Raw genomic sequence first — 14,689 nt, 5'->3', positions numbered from 1 at the left:
AACCAAGGAGTCCTCCATGACCAGCATCACTCACGCTCATGACTACCCGGCCTGCTGCCACACCGACAACGGCAATTCCCTGGGCATCAACGCGACCCTCAACGAGCCGATTTCCGTCGACGGCACCCCCGTGCTCGGCGAGCTTTATACCGTCCCGGCCCGCTGCGGTCGTGCCGTGCTGCTCAAGGCCGGTCAGGTAATCAAGATCATCAACAGCCACGGCACCCAGGTCTGCGACACCTGGCTGTTCAATCTCGAAGACATGAGCGAATTCCTCTCCATGGAACACGCCCGTGCCCATTGCAACAGCATCATCCCCAGGCCCGGCGATACCCTGTTCAGCAACCGTCGTCGCGCCATCGGCACTTTGCTCAGCGACACGTCGCCAGGCATCCACGACACCCTGATGGCCGCCTGCGACTTGCATCGCTACACCAACCTGGGCGTGGTCGGCTATCACGACAGCTGCGCCGACAATATGCGCCTGGCCCTGCAAGCCATTGGCCTGCGCTCCCGTGAAGTGCCGCAGCCGTTCAACCTGTGGATGAACATTCCGGTCAAGCCCGACCACAGCGTCGAGTGGCTGCCGCCGGTGTCCAAGGCCGGCGACTCGGTCGAGATCCGTGCCGAAATGGACGTAGTGGTGGTAATGTCCGCCTGCCCGCAGGATATCGTGCCGATCAATGACCTGAATCCGGTAGAAGTGCACTTCTCGGTGCAGGCTTGATTTGCAAGCTGGATAATGCATAAACACTCGAATGGCGCGGTTTTGTTGGAGCGAGGCTTGCACGCGAAATATTCGGAACATCCGATGCATTTTCTGCACTGGAAATATCGCCTTCGCGGGCAAGCCACGCTCCAACAGTTCTCGCCCTGCCGCGCGATAGTGCCGAGTCAGAAATACCGTGATCAGCAAGAGGAATGCATGACCAAACCCAGCAAGACACCCGTCAAGGCCCTGCACACCGATGGCCTGCCCAGCCTGGGCGTGCGCCTGCGCCATGCACGCAAGGTGGCGGGCCTGACGCTGAAGCAGGTGGCTGAAGTCGCCAGTTGCTCGGAAAGCCTGATCTCCAAACTGGAAAACGACGCCGCCTCGCCCTCCCTGGCCATGTTGCACCGCCTGGCTCAGGCGTTGGGCAGCAACGTGTCCGAGCTGACGTCCGAAGACTGGGTATCGGACGAACCGGTGCTGCGCGCCGGGGCGCGTCAGGTCAGTCGTTTTGCCAAGGGCGGCAAGGCCGGTTATATCGACCTGGAGCGGGTGACCCATCCGCAGAAAGGCGGCCTGTTGCAAGGCGACATTCATATCATCGCCCCGGGCATGGTCAGCGAGATGATCGAGCATGCGGGGGAGGAAATGGGTTACGTCATCGAGGGCACACTTGAACTGACGTTGGGCGAAACTACTTACACCCTCAACCCGGGTGATTCGTTCCACTTTCCCAGCAACGTCGCCCACGGCTACCGCAATGTGAGCCGCGAGATTGTGCGGATTCTCTGGGTGAATACACCGGCGACGTTCTGATGAACCGAGTCTTTTGATTCGCGGGCAAGTCGGAATATCGTCCGCTGTGATCAAACAACGCAAAATCCATAGAATTACCGGAACTCTGTGGGGGCGAATTCATTCGCGAAAGGGCTATTACGGCCGATACACATGCTTCGGATGTCACTGGCCTCTTCGCGAATGAATTCGCTCCCACACGATTTTCGCCCGCAGCCCTGGCAAGCATTTGTAGAGCGATAGCGTAGGGTCAGGCTGTTTGCGGCTTGACTGCCAGTCTCGCCAGCAACGCTTCAATCACCGCCCGACCAAGATTGAGCTGCTGCAACCCTGAGCGGGCCAGCGGACGGTATTCGGGTGTGCTGTTATCGGCGGTTTCATAGACGATGGCGGCGGCGCCATCGAGGTATTGGGCGGCGAAGAGCAGGGCGTCTTCGGTTTTTGTATCGGGGGCGAGGATAAACGGGCTGGGTATGGTCTGGCTCATAACAATTCCTGAAAAATGGTTGGGCCAACACGCTGCGCGACTAAACGAAAGGTGGCGGCTGTACACGGGTTAGTCGACCGTTGTCAGGAACCCGGCGCACCCGAAGGTGCCCCGTGCACAGCCACCATGAAACCGCGGCTGTGGGAAATACAGGCGAGGATGCGGTGCGCTTGTTCTGACTGAGGGCGACTAAACCCTGCCGTTGGTGTCAACGACAGGCAGCAAATTAGTCACCTGTTCAGGCATCTACAAGCGGTCCGAGAGCATATCGGTAAACTTCAGAAGCGTCCTACACGAGCCGCGTTTCAAGGCCTACGTGTGTTGCCATTTGTTTACTCGCCCTTATGCAAATACGGCGTTTTCTCCAGTTCCCACTCCACTTCCCAGTCCTCAAGATATTGCCGGTGCGTATCGAACGACTCGACAAACAGTTGCGACACGATCTTCCCGGCCAGGCGCTCTACGGCGGCGGAAATGGTCGGGATATCCGAGGCAATGGAGCCAAAGCTCAGGCTGGCGGCGTGGTTGAGCAGGTGGACACGATTAAGTTCGGAGTCACCATCGTCCCGGCCACGCTCCTGCAACTCGAAACCGCTGCCAAGCCACGGGAACAGGCCCAGATGGCGCCGCGTCTGCCGGGCCGGTTCGAAGCGGTCCTGCCACAGCGCCACCCGGTCGGCCACTTGGGCAAACAACGGGTCGCGCGACAGATCGACCTGGAAACCGGTGCCGATGATCAGAAAATCCGCCTGATCGGTGCGATCGGCGAGCTGCACCTGCACGCGTCCGTTGGACTCGCCAATCGCCTCGATCCGCGAATTGAAATGCAGCTGGAAACGTTCGCCACCTGCTGCCAGGGTGCGCAGCACGGTCTCGTGGGGCGGCGGCGGTGGGGTGTCGTCCAGATAGGTCGCCACGGCCCATTTCTGCTCCGTGGGCAGGTCGTGCCAGCCGGCGATAAAACCGGGGTAGACATAGCCCCTGGCCTTGTTGATTTGCGGCAGGTGGCTGCGCCGGGCATACAGGGTGACCTGGGCCGCACCCTGTTCCAGAGCGGTGGCGGCATTGTCCCAGGCCGAAGAGCCTGCGCCCAGAATCGCGACATGGCGACCGGCCAGGGTGCTGAAGTCGATGGCATCGCAGGTATGGGCAGCGAGCGAAGGAAACAGCCCAGGCTCAATGAAGGAGGGGATGCTCACGCCGCCCGCACCGGCCCGACCGCTGGCAATCACCAGGCGCCGGGCGATCACGGAGCTGCCATCGTCCCGTTCCAGGGTGACGCTGTGCGGTTCCGGTGTGAATGAGCGAATGGTCGCGTTGTATTCAATGGGCAGCTCGAAGGCTGCGGCTATCCAGTCCAGATATTGCTGCCAGACCGCGTTGGGGATTTTGTACAGCGAATCCCATGCCGCGACGCTGTAGGTCGCTTCATACCAGGCGCGGAAGGTCAGGGCGCGAATACCTAATGCCAGCCCCGGTAAGTCCTTGGGCGAGCGCAGGGTGGGCATCCGGGCATAGGTGGTCCAGGGGCCGCTGCGGCCGTTGTCGCTGCTATCGAACAGACGGATATTGCTGACACCTTTGAGCACCAGCGCCACGGCGGCGGCGATGCCGAACATGCCCGCGCCGATAATGGCGACATCAAGGTCGTCGTTCGGCGCGGGCCAGCTCGCGGCGGGTAACTTCAGGTAGGCCAGTTCCTCGCGCAGGCGCTCGGTGGCCAGGGCGGTGGATGGGGTGTGAGTGGTCAATGGGTGTGCCCTCCAAGATAAGCTTCGACAATGCGCGGGTCGGCGGCGATCTGCGCGGCCGGCCCTTCAAGGGTGATATGCCCGCCATCGATCACGGCGGCATAGTCGGCAATGCGCAAGGCTGCCCGGGCATTTTGTTCGACCAGCAGTACGGTCAGGCCCTGGGCGCGGATGGTTTCGATGAGGCGGAAAATCTCGGCCACGACCTTGGGCGCAAGCCCCAGTGAAGGCTCGTCCATCAACAGAATACGTGGCTTGTGCATCAGGGCGCGGCCGATGCAGAGCATCTGCTGCTCGCCCCCGGACAACGAGCCTGCCAGCTGGTGGTAGCGCTGGCCGATAACCGGGAACAGGTCCAGCACCTGGCCGACGTCGGCCAGCCCGTAGGGGCCCGCGCCGACCAGCAAATTCTCGCGCACGGTCATGTTGGAGAAAATCTGCCGCCCTTCCGGTGTTTGCAGAATCCCGTGTTCGACCACTTGATGGCTGGGCAGCCCGCCGATGTCCTGGCCGGCGAAAACGATGCGACCGCCGCTGGGCTTGTAGATGCCCGAGATGGCCCGCATCAGGGTGGTCTTGCCTGCCCCGTTGGCGCCCAACACGGCGATGATGCTGCGCTCGGGCACGGTCAGGCTGATGCCATGGAGGATATCGTGGGTGCCGAGATTGATCTTCAGCTCCTTTACTTCGAGAATATTCATGGCTCGTCGGTCCCCAGGTAGGATTCCAGCACGGCAGCGTTGCCGCGTACTTGCAGCGGCGAGGCGTCGGCGATCTTCTTGCCCGAGGCCAGCACGATGATGCGCTCACAGATCGACATGACCAGATTCATGTCGTGCTCTACCAGCATGATGCTCAACCCTTCGCCATGCAGGCGGCGTATGCACGCGGCCAGTTCGGCGGTTTCCGTGTCGTTGAGCCCGGCGGCGGGTTCATCGAGGATCAGCAGCTCGGGGGCCATGGCCAGCGCGCGGGCGATCTCCAGGTATTTGCGCTGGCCGTAGGACAGGTTGGCCGCCAGATCATCGGCCAAGTGTTGCAGGCCAACCTGTTCCAGGGCCTGCCAGGTGCGTTCGGATATCCGTTTGGCCCGGCTGCGCCTGCCGAGGAGGGTTTCGAACAGGCCCTGGCCGATCACACCTGTGGCGGCGACCGAGGTGTTGTCGAACACGGTCATGTTGGGAAAGATGCGCAGATTCTGAAAGGTGCGCGACAGACCCTGACGGGCAATGACATGGGGCGCGCGTCCGGTGATGTCCCGCCCGTTCAGGTGAACACTGCCGGAGCTGAGCGGGACGAAGCCGGTAATCAGGTTGAACAGGGTGGTCTTGCCCGCGCCATTGGGGCCGATCAGACCGACCAGTTCGCCTTTGGCCACATGGCCGGAAACATTATCGATGGCGCTGAGCCCGCCGAAGCGGCGGACCAGGTTGTTGAACTCGAGCAACATCATTTCCAGCCCACCTTTTGCCCGCCGTCCTTTTTCCACGCGCCGCCCAACACGCCCCGGGCCAGGGAAATGGCCGGGACTTCGCCGAACAGACCTTTGGGCAGGAACAGGATGGAGAGGAACATGACGATACCGACGATGATATTGCGCACATCGCCAAAGCCTCGCAGCGCCTCGGGCAACAGAATCAGCAGCACCGCGCCGATGATCGCGCCGGGCAGGCTGCCGAGGCCGCCGACCACCACCATGGCGAGGATCAGGATGGTTTCCGGAAACCTGAAGTCATTGGGCGAGACATAGCCCGTGGTATAGGCCCACAGCGCCCCGGCAATACCGGCAAAGAACGCTGCCACGGTGAATACCTCGACCTTGAGACGCACGGTGTCGATGGCCATGGCTGCAGCGCATTGGTCGTCCTCGCGCAGGGCGCGCAGAGCGTTGCCGTAATAGGAGTAACTGAGCCGGTAGATGGCCCAGATCGACAGGCATACCGTCACCGCAACCGTATAGTAGATGCCGGTGTTGCCGGTGATCTCGATGCCGAACAGGTTTATTGGCGAGAACAGGGTGATGCCGTTGGGGCCGCCGGTGAGGTCGACCCAGTTCAGGGTCAGCAGGTAGATCAGTTGACCGATGGCCAGGGTCGCCACGGCGAAGTAAATACTGACCAGGCGCATCGTGGGCAGGGCGACGACAAAGGCGATCAGCGCCGAACCCAATCCTGCCAGGGGGAGGGCCAGCCAGAACGGCACCTGCAGGGCATTGCCTGCCAGCGCGGCGATATAGGCGCCCAGGCCATAAAAGGCCGCCTGCCCCAGATGCAGCAGGCCGGCGACACCCGACACCAGGTGCAGTGACGAGGCGAGCAGGGCGAAGATCAGCACCAGGCAGGCCAGTTGATAGGCGTAGCCGCCGCCCTGGAGGTGCAACGCCAAGGGGATCGCCACGAAAATCAGCGCCAGGGTGGCGATGACAGCGGGAGAAAAACGACGATCAGACACGTTCGCGCCCTCCACCAAACAGCCCGCGAGGGAAGAAAATCAAGGTCAGGATCAGAAACAGATACGGCACCATGTCAGCCCAGACCGAGGGCATGAAGGTGGTTGCCATGCTTTCCGATACCCCGAGGATCAAGGCGCAAATCACCGCACCCGGAATCGACACCAGGCCGCCCATGACCATGGCGACAAAGGCCTTGATGCCGGGGGCAAAGCCCATGGCCGGGAATACCGAACCGTAGTAAAGGCTGACCAGCAGCCCGGCGACGGCGCCGAGAATCGAACCCAGGACAAAGGTCGAGATGATCGTGCGGTCGACGTTGATCCCGCTGTACTTGGCGCCGAGGGGGTTATTCGACACGGCGCGGATGGCCAGGCCGATACGGGTTTTCTTCAGCAGCAATTGCAGGCCGATCAGCAGGCTCGCCGATACGGCGAAGATGACGATATCGCCGCTGACGATGGTGATGCCGCCTACGGCAATGGGGGTATTGAGCATGTAGCTCACCGGCACCGGCTGCATCTGTGAACCCATGCCCAGTTCCAGGCCTTCGCGAACGATGATCGACACGGCAAGGGACGACATCAGGGTCGACTCGCGCATGGCCCGGGACTTCAAAGATGCTTCATCGGTGAAGCGCCGAAACGGCTTGAAGGCCAGCCGTTCCAGGCCCAACCCGGCGAGGGCGCCGACCACCACGACAAACAGAATAATCGCCACCAGAGGCGCCCCGCAGGTGCCGATCAGAAACAGCCCCGCCACTGCGCCGAGGGTATAGACCTCGGAGTGGGCGAAGTTGACGGCGTTGAGCACCCCGAAAATCAGGGTGAAGCCAATCGCTACCAGCGCATAGGTCATTCCTTGGGAAAGGCCGATGACCAATTGCTGAACGTAATATAAATCCATCGACGCAAGAGCCTTAAACAGGGGTATGGGCAGGACAGGGGAGAGCCGCTGTGGGAGCTGATTCGCTCCCACAGACAGTCTTTTATTTCAAGTGCTCATGTGATGGCGGCACGGATCAGTTGGGCTGTGCCTTGAACTGGCCATCGACGATTTCAACCTTGACCAGGGTTTTCTGTGGCTCGCGGTTGGCGTCGAAGGTGGTGATGCCGGTCACCCCGGGGAAGTCCTTGGTGCTGGCCAGTGCCTCACGAACTTTTTCCCGGGTCGGGGCCGGATAGGCGTGGGCCACGGCATCGAGCATGATCAGGGTGGCGTCATAGGCCTGGGCCGGGAACTGGCCGGGCACTTCACCGTTACGCACCTGTTTCCAGGCCTCGACGAAGTGGTGAACGACTGGCGTATCGAAGGTCGGGACAAAGGTCGAGCTGACGTGGAAGCCCTCGGCATCCTTGTCGGCCAGCTTGATCAGCTGTTCGTTATAGGCCGCAGAGCTTGAGTAAACCGGGGTCTTCACCCCCAGTTGATGAAGTTGCTTGAGGAACTGGGCGGCATCCTCGTAGAACACGGCGCCGTAGATGACATCCGGATGGGCCCGTTCAATCTTGGTGATCAGAGAGCGAAAGTCCGGCGTACCGCGATTGAAGTACTCGGAAAATATCACCTGGGTGCCGTTTTCCTTGGCCTTCTTCTCGAATGCCTGGACCGCAGACTGGCCCCAATCGGTTTGCTCGCCAATGACAGCGACCGTTTTAAAGCCTTTGGAGGCGATCCAGTCGGCGTTGAATGGGCCTTCCTGATCCTGGGTGGTGATATTGCGGAATTGCCATTGGGAAATCTTGGTGTAGTCGGGGTGTGAGGCGGTCTGGGAAAGTTGTGACAGCCCGGCGCGTTTATATACTTGCGCCGAGGCCATGGACACCGTCGAAGTGAAGTCGCCCAGTACACCGAGGATGGCCGGATCATCGGCAAACTTGCGCGCAATGGATACCGCTTCCTTGGCGTCGGAGCGGGAGTCTTCGAATTCTATTTCCACAGGCACTGGAAGTTTTCCGGATGCATTGAATTCTTTAAGGGCTATTTGTGCCGCTGCCTTGAAGTCCTGGCCATATTGCGCGGTATTGCCGGTCAGCGGTAGCTGATAGCCGATCTTGAGCGGTTGCTCGGCGGCCACGATCGAACCGACATTGGTTAGCGTCAATACCAGGCTGGCAACGCCCCATACTGCCTTTTTATTGATCACGTTGAGATCCTTGAATACGTGGGTGACAAAAAACGAATTGAATGAATATTTATATAAATAAATACGGCCAAACACAGGGATCCACTTCCAAGGGTGTACGACTAAAGTACTGATTCTGGAAAAATGGCCAGGTAAGTTCCTCCTTAGTAGCAGACGCTTATAAGGTGATCTGGAGTTCCAATGTCGAAGTTCGGCGAAGCGAAGAGTACGCACTCTGTTTATACTCTCCAAATATCGTTTTATTGTTTTATATTCTTTTTCGCTATAAAAGAAGTGCAGTCGGCTCTGGGCGCTGACTCTCTGTACGGCTGTGCAATGTCGGTAACGCAGAACGCGCTGTCGCCAATCGACGGGCGCGTGAAGCGCCCCTCAGGCATCATGCCCCAAGGGGGCGCATCCCTGACCATTTGAATAAGGAAAACCAGCCATGACCTCGATCTGGCGCACCAGCGGTTGGGTGCTTGTCGGCAGCGCATTGATTCTTGCGCTGTCATTGGGGATACGCCACGGCTTCGGCCTGTTCCTGTCACCCATGAGTGCCCAGTTTGGCTGGGGCCGAGAGGTGTTTGCCTTCGCCATCGCCTTCCAGAACCTGCTGTGGGGCCTGGCCCAGCCGTTTGCCGGCGGCCTGGCCGATCGCTACGGCGCGGGCAAGGTGGTGCTGATCGGGGGCGTGCTGTATGCGGCCGGGCTGATCTGCATGAGCATGGCCGATTCGCCCTCGACCCTGCTCATGAGTGCAGGCGTGCTGATCGGTATCGGTCTGTCCGGGACCACCTTCTCGATCATCCTCGGCGTAGTCGGCCGGGCCTTGCCTGCCGAGAAACGCAGCATGGGCATGGGCCTGGCCAGTGCTGCCGGGTCTTTCGGCCAGTTCATCATGCTGCCCGGCTCACTGGGGCTGATCGATGGCCTGGGCTGGTCCAAGGCGTTATTTGTACTGGGCATTCTGGTGGCACTGATCCTGCCCCTGGTGCCGATGCTCAAGGACAAACCCCTGGTCAGCAGCGGCCCGCAACAGACCTTGGGCGAGGCCCTGCACGAAGCCTGCACCCACTCCGGCTTCTGGCTGCTGGCCTTCGGTTTCTTTGTCTGTGGTTTTCAGGTGGTGTTTATCGGCGTGCACCTGCCGGCCTATCTGCTTGACCAGCATCTGGCGGCGACCACCGGCACCACGGTACTGGCGCTGATCGGCCTGTTCAATATTGTCGGCACCTACACCGCCGGCTGGCTGGGCGGCCGCATGTCCAAACCGCGTCTGCTCACGGCGCTGTATCTGTTGCGGGCCGTGGTGATCGCGCTGTTCTTGTGGTGGCCGGTGAGTACCACCAGCGCGTACCTGTTCGGCATCGCCATGGGCCTGCTCTGGCTGTCCACCGTGCCCTTGACCAACGGCACCGTCGCCACGCTGTTCGGCGTGCGCAACTTGTCGATGCTCGGCGGTATCGTCTTCCTGTTCCATCAACTGGGGGCGTTTCTCGGCGGCTGGCTCGGTGGTGTGGTGTATGACCGCATGGGCAGCTATGAGCTGATCTGGCAAGTTTCCATCGGCCTCAGCCTGCTGGCCGCCGCCCTTAACTGGCCGGTACGCGAACGGCCGGTGGCGCGGCTGCAGGCCCAGGGTGTCGCCCTGTGAACCGGCTGCTGCCGCGAATCCTGCTGCTGGCATTGTTGCTGGCGTTGATGCTGCTGGGCTGGTGGGGCTGGCAGCATGTCGGGTTGCGGGCTTTGCAGTTGGGGTCGAGTGTGTGCTGAGCGCGTTGATGCTTGAGGCGCTTGCCCTGCAGAAGCGAACGATGGCATGGCTGGTTGAAACAATGGCACTTCGGTGGGGGATCCCGCCCCGTCTGCGACGCCGCGCTGTCACGCAGCAAACACTAACCGAGGCATGGAGCACACCTTGTGGGAGCGAATTCATTCGCGAAGAGGGCGGTACATTCGACGCATCTTCATCGCCTGGAACACCACCTTCGCGAATGAATTCGCTCCCACAGTTTCGCTCTCACCTCATCCGGTGTTTGCTGCACCAGAGCGTTGTGCCGAAGGCGGGGCGGGGGCTCCTGCGTTAAATCTGATGTCGGCCAAGACTCAGCTTTTACGCTGCAGCGTGTGATACCCCAGTTCCGCCCGTGCCTCGCGCAGGGATTTGCCCTCAGCCAATAGCCCGCGAATCCGCGCCTCGACCGCTTCGATGCCACGGGCGCATTCGGCGACTTCCCGGGCGCGCTCGCGCGGCACTATGACCACGCCGTTGGCATCGGCGACCACGATATCCCTGGCACAGACCCGCGCCTGGCCGATCGAAACCGGTTGGTTCACCGCTTCGACTTCGACCCGGTCCTTGCCGGTACGCATGAAACGACCCTTGCTGAACAGCGGGTAGCCGTCGCCCAGGGCCTTGTTCACATCCCGGCAAACGCCGTCGATAACGGTGGCGGCGATACCCCGGCTGCCGGCGTACTGAGTCATGATGTCGCCCCACACGGTGCAGTCGGTACGGCCGTCGTTGTCGATCACGACCACATCACCTGGGGCAACGTCATCGACGAAATCGCCCACGGTGCCCGGCGGGGTGCTGGCGCTGACGTAGCGCACGGTGAAGGCCGGGCCGACGATGACCTGGCGATAATCGGCCAGGGGCATGATGCCCAGGCATTGGCCGGGCAGGCCGAGCTTGTCCAGGGCGTCGGACACGCCGGGGGTGTCCAGGCCGTCGAACAACGCCACCAGTTCCTGATCTTGAGGGGACATGCATGCGCTCCTTTTTTGAGAGGTAAGAATTATTTCTTGGGCAGGGGTTCGGCGATGGTCAGCAGCACCACGAAACTGATGAACGAACCGATCGCCAGCCAGGCGAACACGTAGTTCCAGCCATAGTGGTCCAACAGCAGGCCGGTGATGAAGGGCGTTGCGGCGGCGCCGAACTGGCCGATCATGTTGACGATGGCGTTGGCCACCGGGAACGTCTTTTTCGTGGCCAGGCCCATGGGATATGCCATGTAGGAGGAGAAGCCCAGGCTCAGTACCGCGCCGGTCAACAACAGCAGCAGGCCGTAGGGCAGCGGGTCGGCAGGGGAGTGGATCAGCAGGTACATCATCAGCGCGGTGCCCAGGGCCGAGAGCAGCATGCCGGGCTTGCGACGTCCGCCCATCAACCGGTCGGAGCAGTAGCCGCCCAACAGGTTGCCGAGGACCGCACCGACCCAGGGCGCCGCCGAAACCAGGCCCATATTGACGATGGAAAACTGTTTGACGTTCATCAGGTAGGTGGGAATCCAGGCCAGCAACACGCTGGAGACGCCGAGCTGGAAGCAATACGCGACGGCGCAGCCCCAGATATTCCATGACTTGAATACCTCTCGGTTGCTGGTCAGGGGCGCTTCTTCACGCGTGCGAATCAGCACATCGAGCCGACTCAGCCAGGCAGGCGGGGCCTTCTCTTTGACGGTTGTGGTTGCCGAGATGTTGTTCGGCGCAGGGGTTTCCAGGGTGATGTAGTCGAGTTCGGCCTTGTTGACGAAGCGGCTTTTACCGGGGTTGTCACAGACCAGGAAGTACCAGACGAACGACAAGGCAATGCCGGGCAGGGCGAAGAAATAAAAGATCTCCCGCCAGCCCCAGACTGAAACGATCACCGCGCAGATGGGCGGTACGATCACCGGGCCGAACTTCACCGCTGACAGAAATATCCCTGACGCTGTGCCCTTTTCCCGGGCCGGAAACCAGTTATTGATGGTGGTGGTCATGCTGATCGGCAACGGGCCTTCCGCCAGGCCGAGGCCCAGGCGATAGATCTTCAGGGCGAGCAGGGAACCGGCGGTACCGACCAGGCCGGTCAGCACCGAGGTCAGGATCATGGCACCGGGCAGAATCTTGCTCACGCCGAAGCGGCCGAAGGCGAAGCCCGCCGGCATCTGTGCCAGGGCATAGGCGAGCAGGAACATGCTGACCAGGCCGCCGGCCTCGGCGTTGCTCATGTCGAATTCCTTGCGGATAAACGGCAGGGCGAAGCCCAGGTTGGCCCGGTCGGCGGCGGCGATGGTGTAGATCAGGAAAATCAGCGCCGCGACGACCCAGCGGTAACGGCTGCGCACGGCGGGCTTGATGGCGTTCGGTAAGGACATGAGTCGGACCTTGTTCTTATAGTGTTGTCGGGCCAAGTTAATGCTCGCCAATCCACAAAAAAAGCGACAAATAATCACCTCAATAGCCCACTTTTAGTGATCAGAAACGCCGTGGCAAAACCGCTGGATTGCCGTGCAGGCGGCGATCAGCGCCGCATCGTCCAGCGCGTAGGCAATGCGTATATACGGCCCCAGGCCAAAGGCGCTGCCGTGGACGACGGCAACATTGGCTTCCTCGATCAATGCATGGGCGATGTCTTCATCGCTGTGCAACGGGCGCCCGCCAGGCGATGTCCGGCCAATCAGCGCGGCACTCACTCCAGGCCGTTTTCAGTGCGGGACTCGGCGGCGACGGCCTCGCGCGGGGCCCGGCTGCCCGCTACCGGGGTATAGCGGGTGTGGACTTGCTCGATGGTGGCGATTGCGGCACGGCGCACATGCGCTGGCGTATAGAAGTCCGGCTCGCCTGCGCACAGGGAAATGATCGTCGCCCCGGCGGCCCGGCGTTCGCTGACCCGCCCCAATCCACTGGTGGAAGGGCTTATCACCCGGCTTCGGGGTAAGGGCTATTGATAGGTTTGCCGTATGGACGCCTGGCTGTGCGGCAAACAGAATGGCTTTTGCGGGCATTCCCGATGGTTGAAATATGGCGATGGATCGCCGATTTTCAGGCCGGGTCCGGGACTTGAGCCGTCGTTCGCTGCCGCGTCGCCATCCAGCAGATCAACGACCCCGCCGTGACCATCAATGCGCCTTGCCAGAATTGCACGGTCAGCGCTGCACCGAGCCATAGCGCGGCGAAGGCCGAAGACAGCACGGGCGCAAAGTAGGACACAATGGCCAGCAAGGTCATATTGCCGCGCAGGATGCCCAGGTTCCACAGGGCATAGCCCACGGCCATGGCGGCGCTGGCGATCAACAATTCCAGGCTGCCATGCCAAGTGAAGTCGGGGATGACTTCACTGCTGATTGCGTATTTGCACCAGAGCACCCCGGCGGTGAGGAAGAACGACAGCACCAGGCCATTCTGGCTGCCGCCATAGCGCCGGGTGATATTGCAGTAGAGCGCCCAGATCACTGCGCCGCTGGCGGTAAGGCTGTAGCTCAGTGGGTTGGACTGCACGCTGGCAACAATTCCCTGCAGCGACAAACCGTCGCCACTGACCACCCAGAGAATGCCGAACAGCGCCAGAGCCGTGCCCGGAATGATGCTCCAGCGGGCTTTCTGGCCGTTCATCACTATTGCCAGCAGCACGGTCAGGCAGGGCCACAGGTAGTTGACCACGCCCAGTTCGATGGCCTGGGTGTTGCTGTTGGCAAAGCCCAGCGACAACGACAGGCAGACCTCATAGGCCACGAACAACACGCTGCCCAACAGAAAGTGGAAGCGGGAAAACGCATGCAGGCGCGGGCGTCCCAGCAGCACCAGCAGCAGGGCGGCGCCCAGGGAGTAGATCATCGCCGCCCCGGCCAGCGGCCCGAACAGCTGGGTGACGCTGCGGATCAGGCCAGTGGCCGTGCTCCACAACAGGATCGCGCCGAGACCGCAGGCGGTTGCCCGGCCTTCACTGATATTCGGCACCTCACAGCTCCATGAGCATTTCGTGCCAGGCCATGCCGCCGTGGTCCGACGCCGAAGGCTTGATATAGCGATAGCCCATGCGCCGGTACAGCTCGACGTGGCGATCCTTGCACATCAGGTGAATGGTCTGCTTGTGCATCTGCCGTTGTTGCGCGACGAACGCCTGCATCAGTTGCGTCGCATAGCCCTTGCCCTGTTCGGCCGGGTCGATCACCACCGACATGATCACCACGTTGGGCGCGGCCGGGTCATGGCCGATCAGTTCCTTGAACGGCTCGTCCGACATCTCCACGACATGGGCGCAGCCACTGTTGATAAAACCGATGATCCGGCCTTCCTGTTCCATGATCAGGAAACCTTCAGGGTACTGGGCAATACGCGTGGCGATCTTCGCTTCGGTGGCGGCTTCATCGCCTTCATAGGCGGTTATTTCGATCTGATAGCAACGGGCAACGTCCGCCGGAGCGGCGTTGCGCAAGGTGAGGGTGGTCATGGCAGTGGCTTCTGTTCCTGACGTCGACGGGGGTCGATAAGTGTCGGGGCAGGATACTGGCTCATTCGGCCAAAGCAAGGCCGAGATGTTGCGTTCGATCGCGAACTTGTGAGAGCCACCAAGGCGGCTCCCACTCCCTGCACGAAGTCG

General features: G+C 61.2%; 17 protein-coding genes and 1 pseudogene. 5 read left to right on the top strand and 13 right to left on the bottom strand.

Going from position 1 to position 14,689, the window contains the following annotated elements; genetic code table 11:
• The first annotated feature begins 16 nt into the window (after window positions 1-16).
• Both M2401_RS30290 and M2401_RS30285 read left to right on the top strand, forming a co-directional pair.
• Entirely contained in the window at window positions 17-727 is a 711-nt protein-coding gene (locus M2401_RS30290; protein ID WP_259109580.1) for an urea carboxylase-associated family protein, read from the top strand.
• 198 nt (window positions 728-925) lie between these two features.
• Complete coding sequence (locus M2401_RS30285) at window positions 926-1,528, top strand: cupin domain-containing protein (protein WP_259109577.1); 603 nt, start codon at window positions 926-928, stop codon at window positions 1,526-1,528.
• A gap of 229 nt (window positions 1,529-1,757) precedes the next feature.
• Here M2401_RS30285 and M2401_RS30280 read toward each other — a convergent pair whose 3' ends face one another.
• The 7 genes from M2401_RS30280 to M2401_RS30250 form a co-directional block, all read right to left on the bottom strand.
• On the bottom strand, window positions 1,758-1,994 hold the full coding sequence (locus M2401_RS30280) for a hypothetical protein (RefSeq protein ID WP_259109575.1): 237 nt from the start codon (window positions 1,992-1,994) through the stop codon (window positions 1,758-1,760).
• Window positions 1,995-2,326: 332 nt separating this feature from the next.
• Window positions 2,327-3,745, bottom strand: coding sequence for an NAD(P)-binding domain-containing protein (locus tag M2401_RS30275; RefSeq protein WP_259109572.1), 1,419 nt, complete (start codon window positions 3,743-3,745; stop codon window positions 2,327-2,329).
• Window positions 3,742-4,446 carry an ABC transporter ATP-binding protein gene (locus M2401_RS30270; RefSeq protein ID WP_259109570.1) on the bottom strand — a complete coding sequence of 235 codons (705 nt, stop codon included), beginning with the start codon at window positions 4,444-4,446 and terminating at the stop codon, window positions 3,742-3,744. Before M2401_RS30270 ends, M2401_RS30275 begins: the two co-directional genes overlap by 4 nt.
• A complete protein-coding gene (locus M2401_RS30265; protein WP_259109567.1) occupies window positions 4,443-5,198 on the bottom strand; it encodes an ABC transporter ATP-binding protein in 756 nt (251 codons plus the stop codon). Before M2401_RS30265 ends, M2401_RS30270 begins: the two co-directional genes overlap by 4 nt.
• Window positions 5,195-6,196: a branched-chain amino acid ABC transporter permease gene (locus tag M2401_RS30260; RefSeq protein ID WP_259109564.1), complete on the bottom strand. Its 1,002-nt coding sequence runs from the start codon at window positions 6,194-6,196 to the stop codon at window positions 5,195-5,197. The genes M2401_RS30265 and M2401_RS30260 overlap by 4 nt, the downstream gene beginning before the upstream one ends.
• Entirely contained in the window at window positions 6,189-7,100 is a 912-nt protein-coding gene (locus M2401_RS30255) for a branched-chain amino acid ABC transporter permease (RefSeq protein WP_259109561.1), read from the bottom strand. Before M2401_RS30255 ends, M2401_RS30260 begins: the two co-directional genes overlap by 8 nt.
• A 115-nt stretch (window positions 7,101-7,215) precedes the next feature.
• Window positions 7,216-8,340 (bottom strand): ABC transporter substrate-binding protein, encoded by a 1,125-nt coding sequence (locus M2401_RS30250; protein WP_259109559.1) that lies wholly within the window; start codon window positions 8,338-8,340, stop codon window positions 7,216-7,218.
• A gap of 180 nt (window positions 8,341-8,520) precedes the next feature.
• Between M2401_RS30250 and M2401_RS30245 the strand changes: the two genes are divergently transcribed.
• From M2401_RS30245 to M2401_RS30235, 3 genes are read left to right on the top strand one after another with little or no spacing between them, the layout of a single operon-like run.
• Window positions 8,521-8,751, top strand: coding sequence for a hypothetical protein (locus M2401_RS30245; protein WP_259109558.1), 231 nt, complete (start codon window positions 8,521-8,523; stop codon window positions 8,749-8,751).
• Between the two features lie 16 nt (window positions 8,752-8,767).
• A complete protein-coding gene (locus M2401_RS30240) occupies window positions 8,768-9,976 on the top strand; it encodes an MFS transporter (RefSeq protein WP_409034008.1) in 1,209 nt (402 codons plus the stop codon).
• Entirely contained in the window at window positions 9,973-10,095 is a 123-nt protein-coding gene (locus M2401_RS30235) for a hypothetical protein (RefSeq protein WP_259109556.1), read from the top strand. Before M2401_RS30240 ends, M2401_RS30235 begins: the two co-directional genes overlap by 4 nt.
• A 333-nt stretch (window positions 10,096-10,428) precedes the next feature.
• On the opposite strand, the gene M2401_RS30230 is transcribed toward M2401_RS30235, so the two are convergent.
• The 6 genes and pseudogenes from M2401_RS30230 to M2401_RS30205 all read right to left on the bottom strand — a co-directional run bounded on the left by M2401_RS30230 (window position 10,429) and on the right by M2401_RS30205 (window position 14,539).
• Window positions 10,429-11,091: an RraA family protein gene (locus tag M2401_RS30230; protein WP_259109554.1), complete on the bottom strand. Its 663-nt coding sequence runs from the start codon at window positions 11,089-11,091 to the stop codon at window positions 10,429-10,431.
• Window positions 11,092-11,120: 29 nt separating this feature from the next.
• Window positions 11,121-12,464, bottom strand: coding sequence for an MFS transporter (locus tag M2401_RS30225; protein ID WP_259109552.1), 1,344 nt, complete (start codon window positions 12,462-12,464; stop codon window positions 11,121-11,123).
• Between the two features lie 93 nt (window positions 12,465-12,557).
• A pseudogene (locus tag M2401_RS30220) lies at window positions 12,558-12,776 on the bottom strand (aminotransferase class I/II-fold pyridoxal phosphate-dependent enzyme); the annotation flags it as partial.
• A 2-nt stretch (window positions 12,777-12,778) separates the two neighbouring features.
• The gene (locus tag M2401_RS30215) at window positions 12,779-13,012 is read right to left on the bottom strand and encodes a hypothetical protein (RefSeq protein WP_259109550.1); all 234 of its coding nucleotides are present in this window, start codon (window positions 13,010-13,012) and stop codon (window positions 12,779-12,781) included.
• Window positions 13,013-13,131: 119 nt separating this feature from the next.
• Window positions 13,132-14,046, bottom strand: a complete 915-nt coding sequence (gene yddG / locus M2401_RS30210) for an aromatic amino acid DMT transporter YddG (RefSeq protein WP_259109548.1) — start codon at window positions 14,044-14,046, stop codon at window positions 13,132-13,134.
• Window position 14,047: 1 nt separating this feature from the next.
• A complete protein-coding gene (locus M2401_RS30205) occupies window positions 14,048-14,539 on the bottom strand; it encodes a GNAT family N-acetyltransferase (protein ID WP_259109546.1) in 492 nt (163 codons plus the stop codon).
• Window positions 14,540-14,689: the final 150 nt, after the last annotated feature.

The organism is Pseudomonas sp. JUb42 (genome assembly GCF_024807945.1).
Taxonomy (GTDB): domain Bacteria; phylum Pseudomonadota; class Gammaproteobacteria; order Pseudomonadales; family Pseudomonadaceae; genus Aquipseudomonas.
The sequence above is the reverse complement of the archived record's forward strand: the minus strand, read 5'-3'. Positions and strand labels throughout refer to the sequence as shown.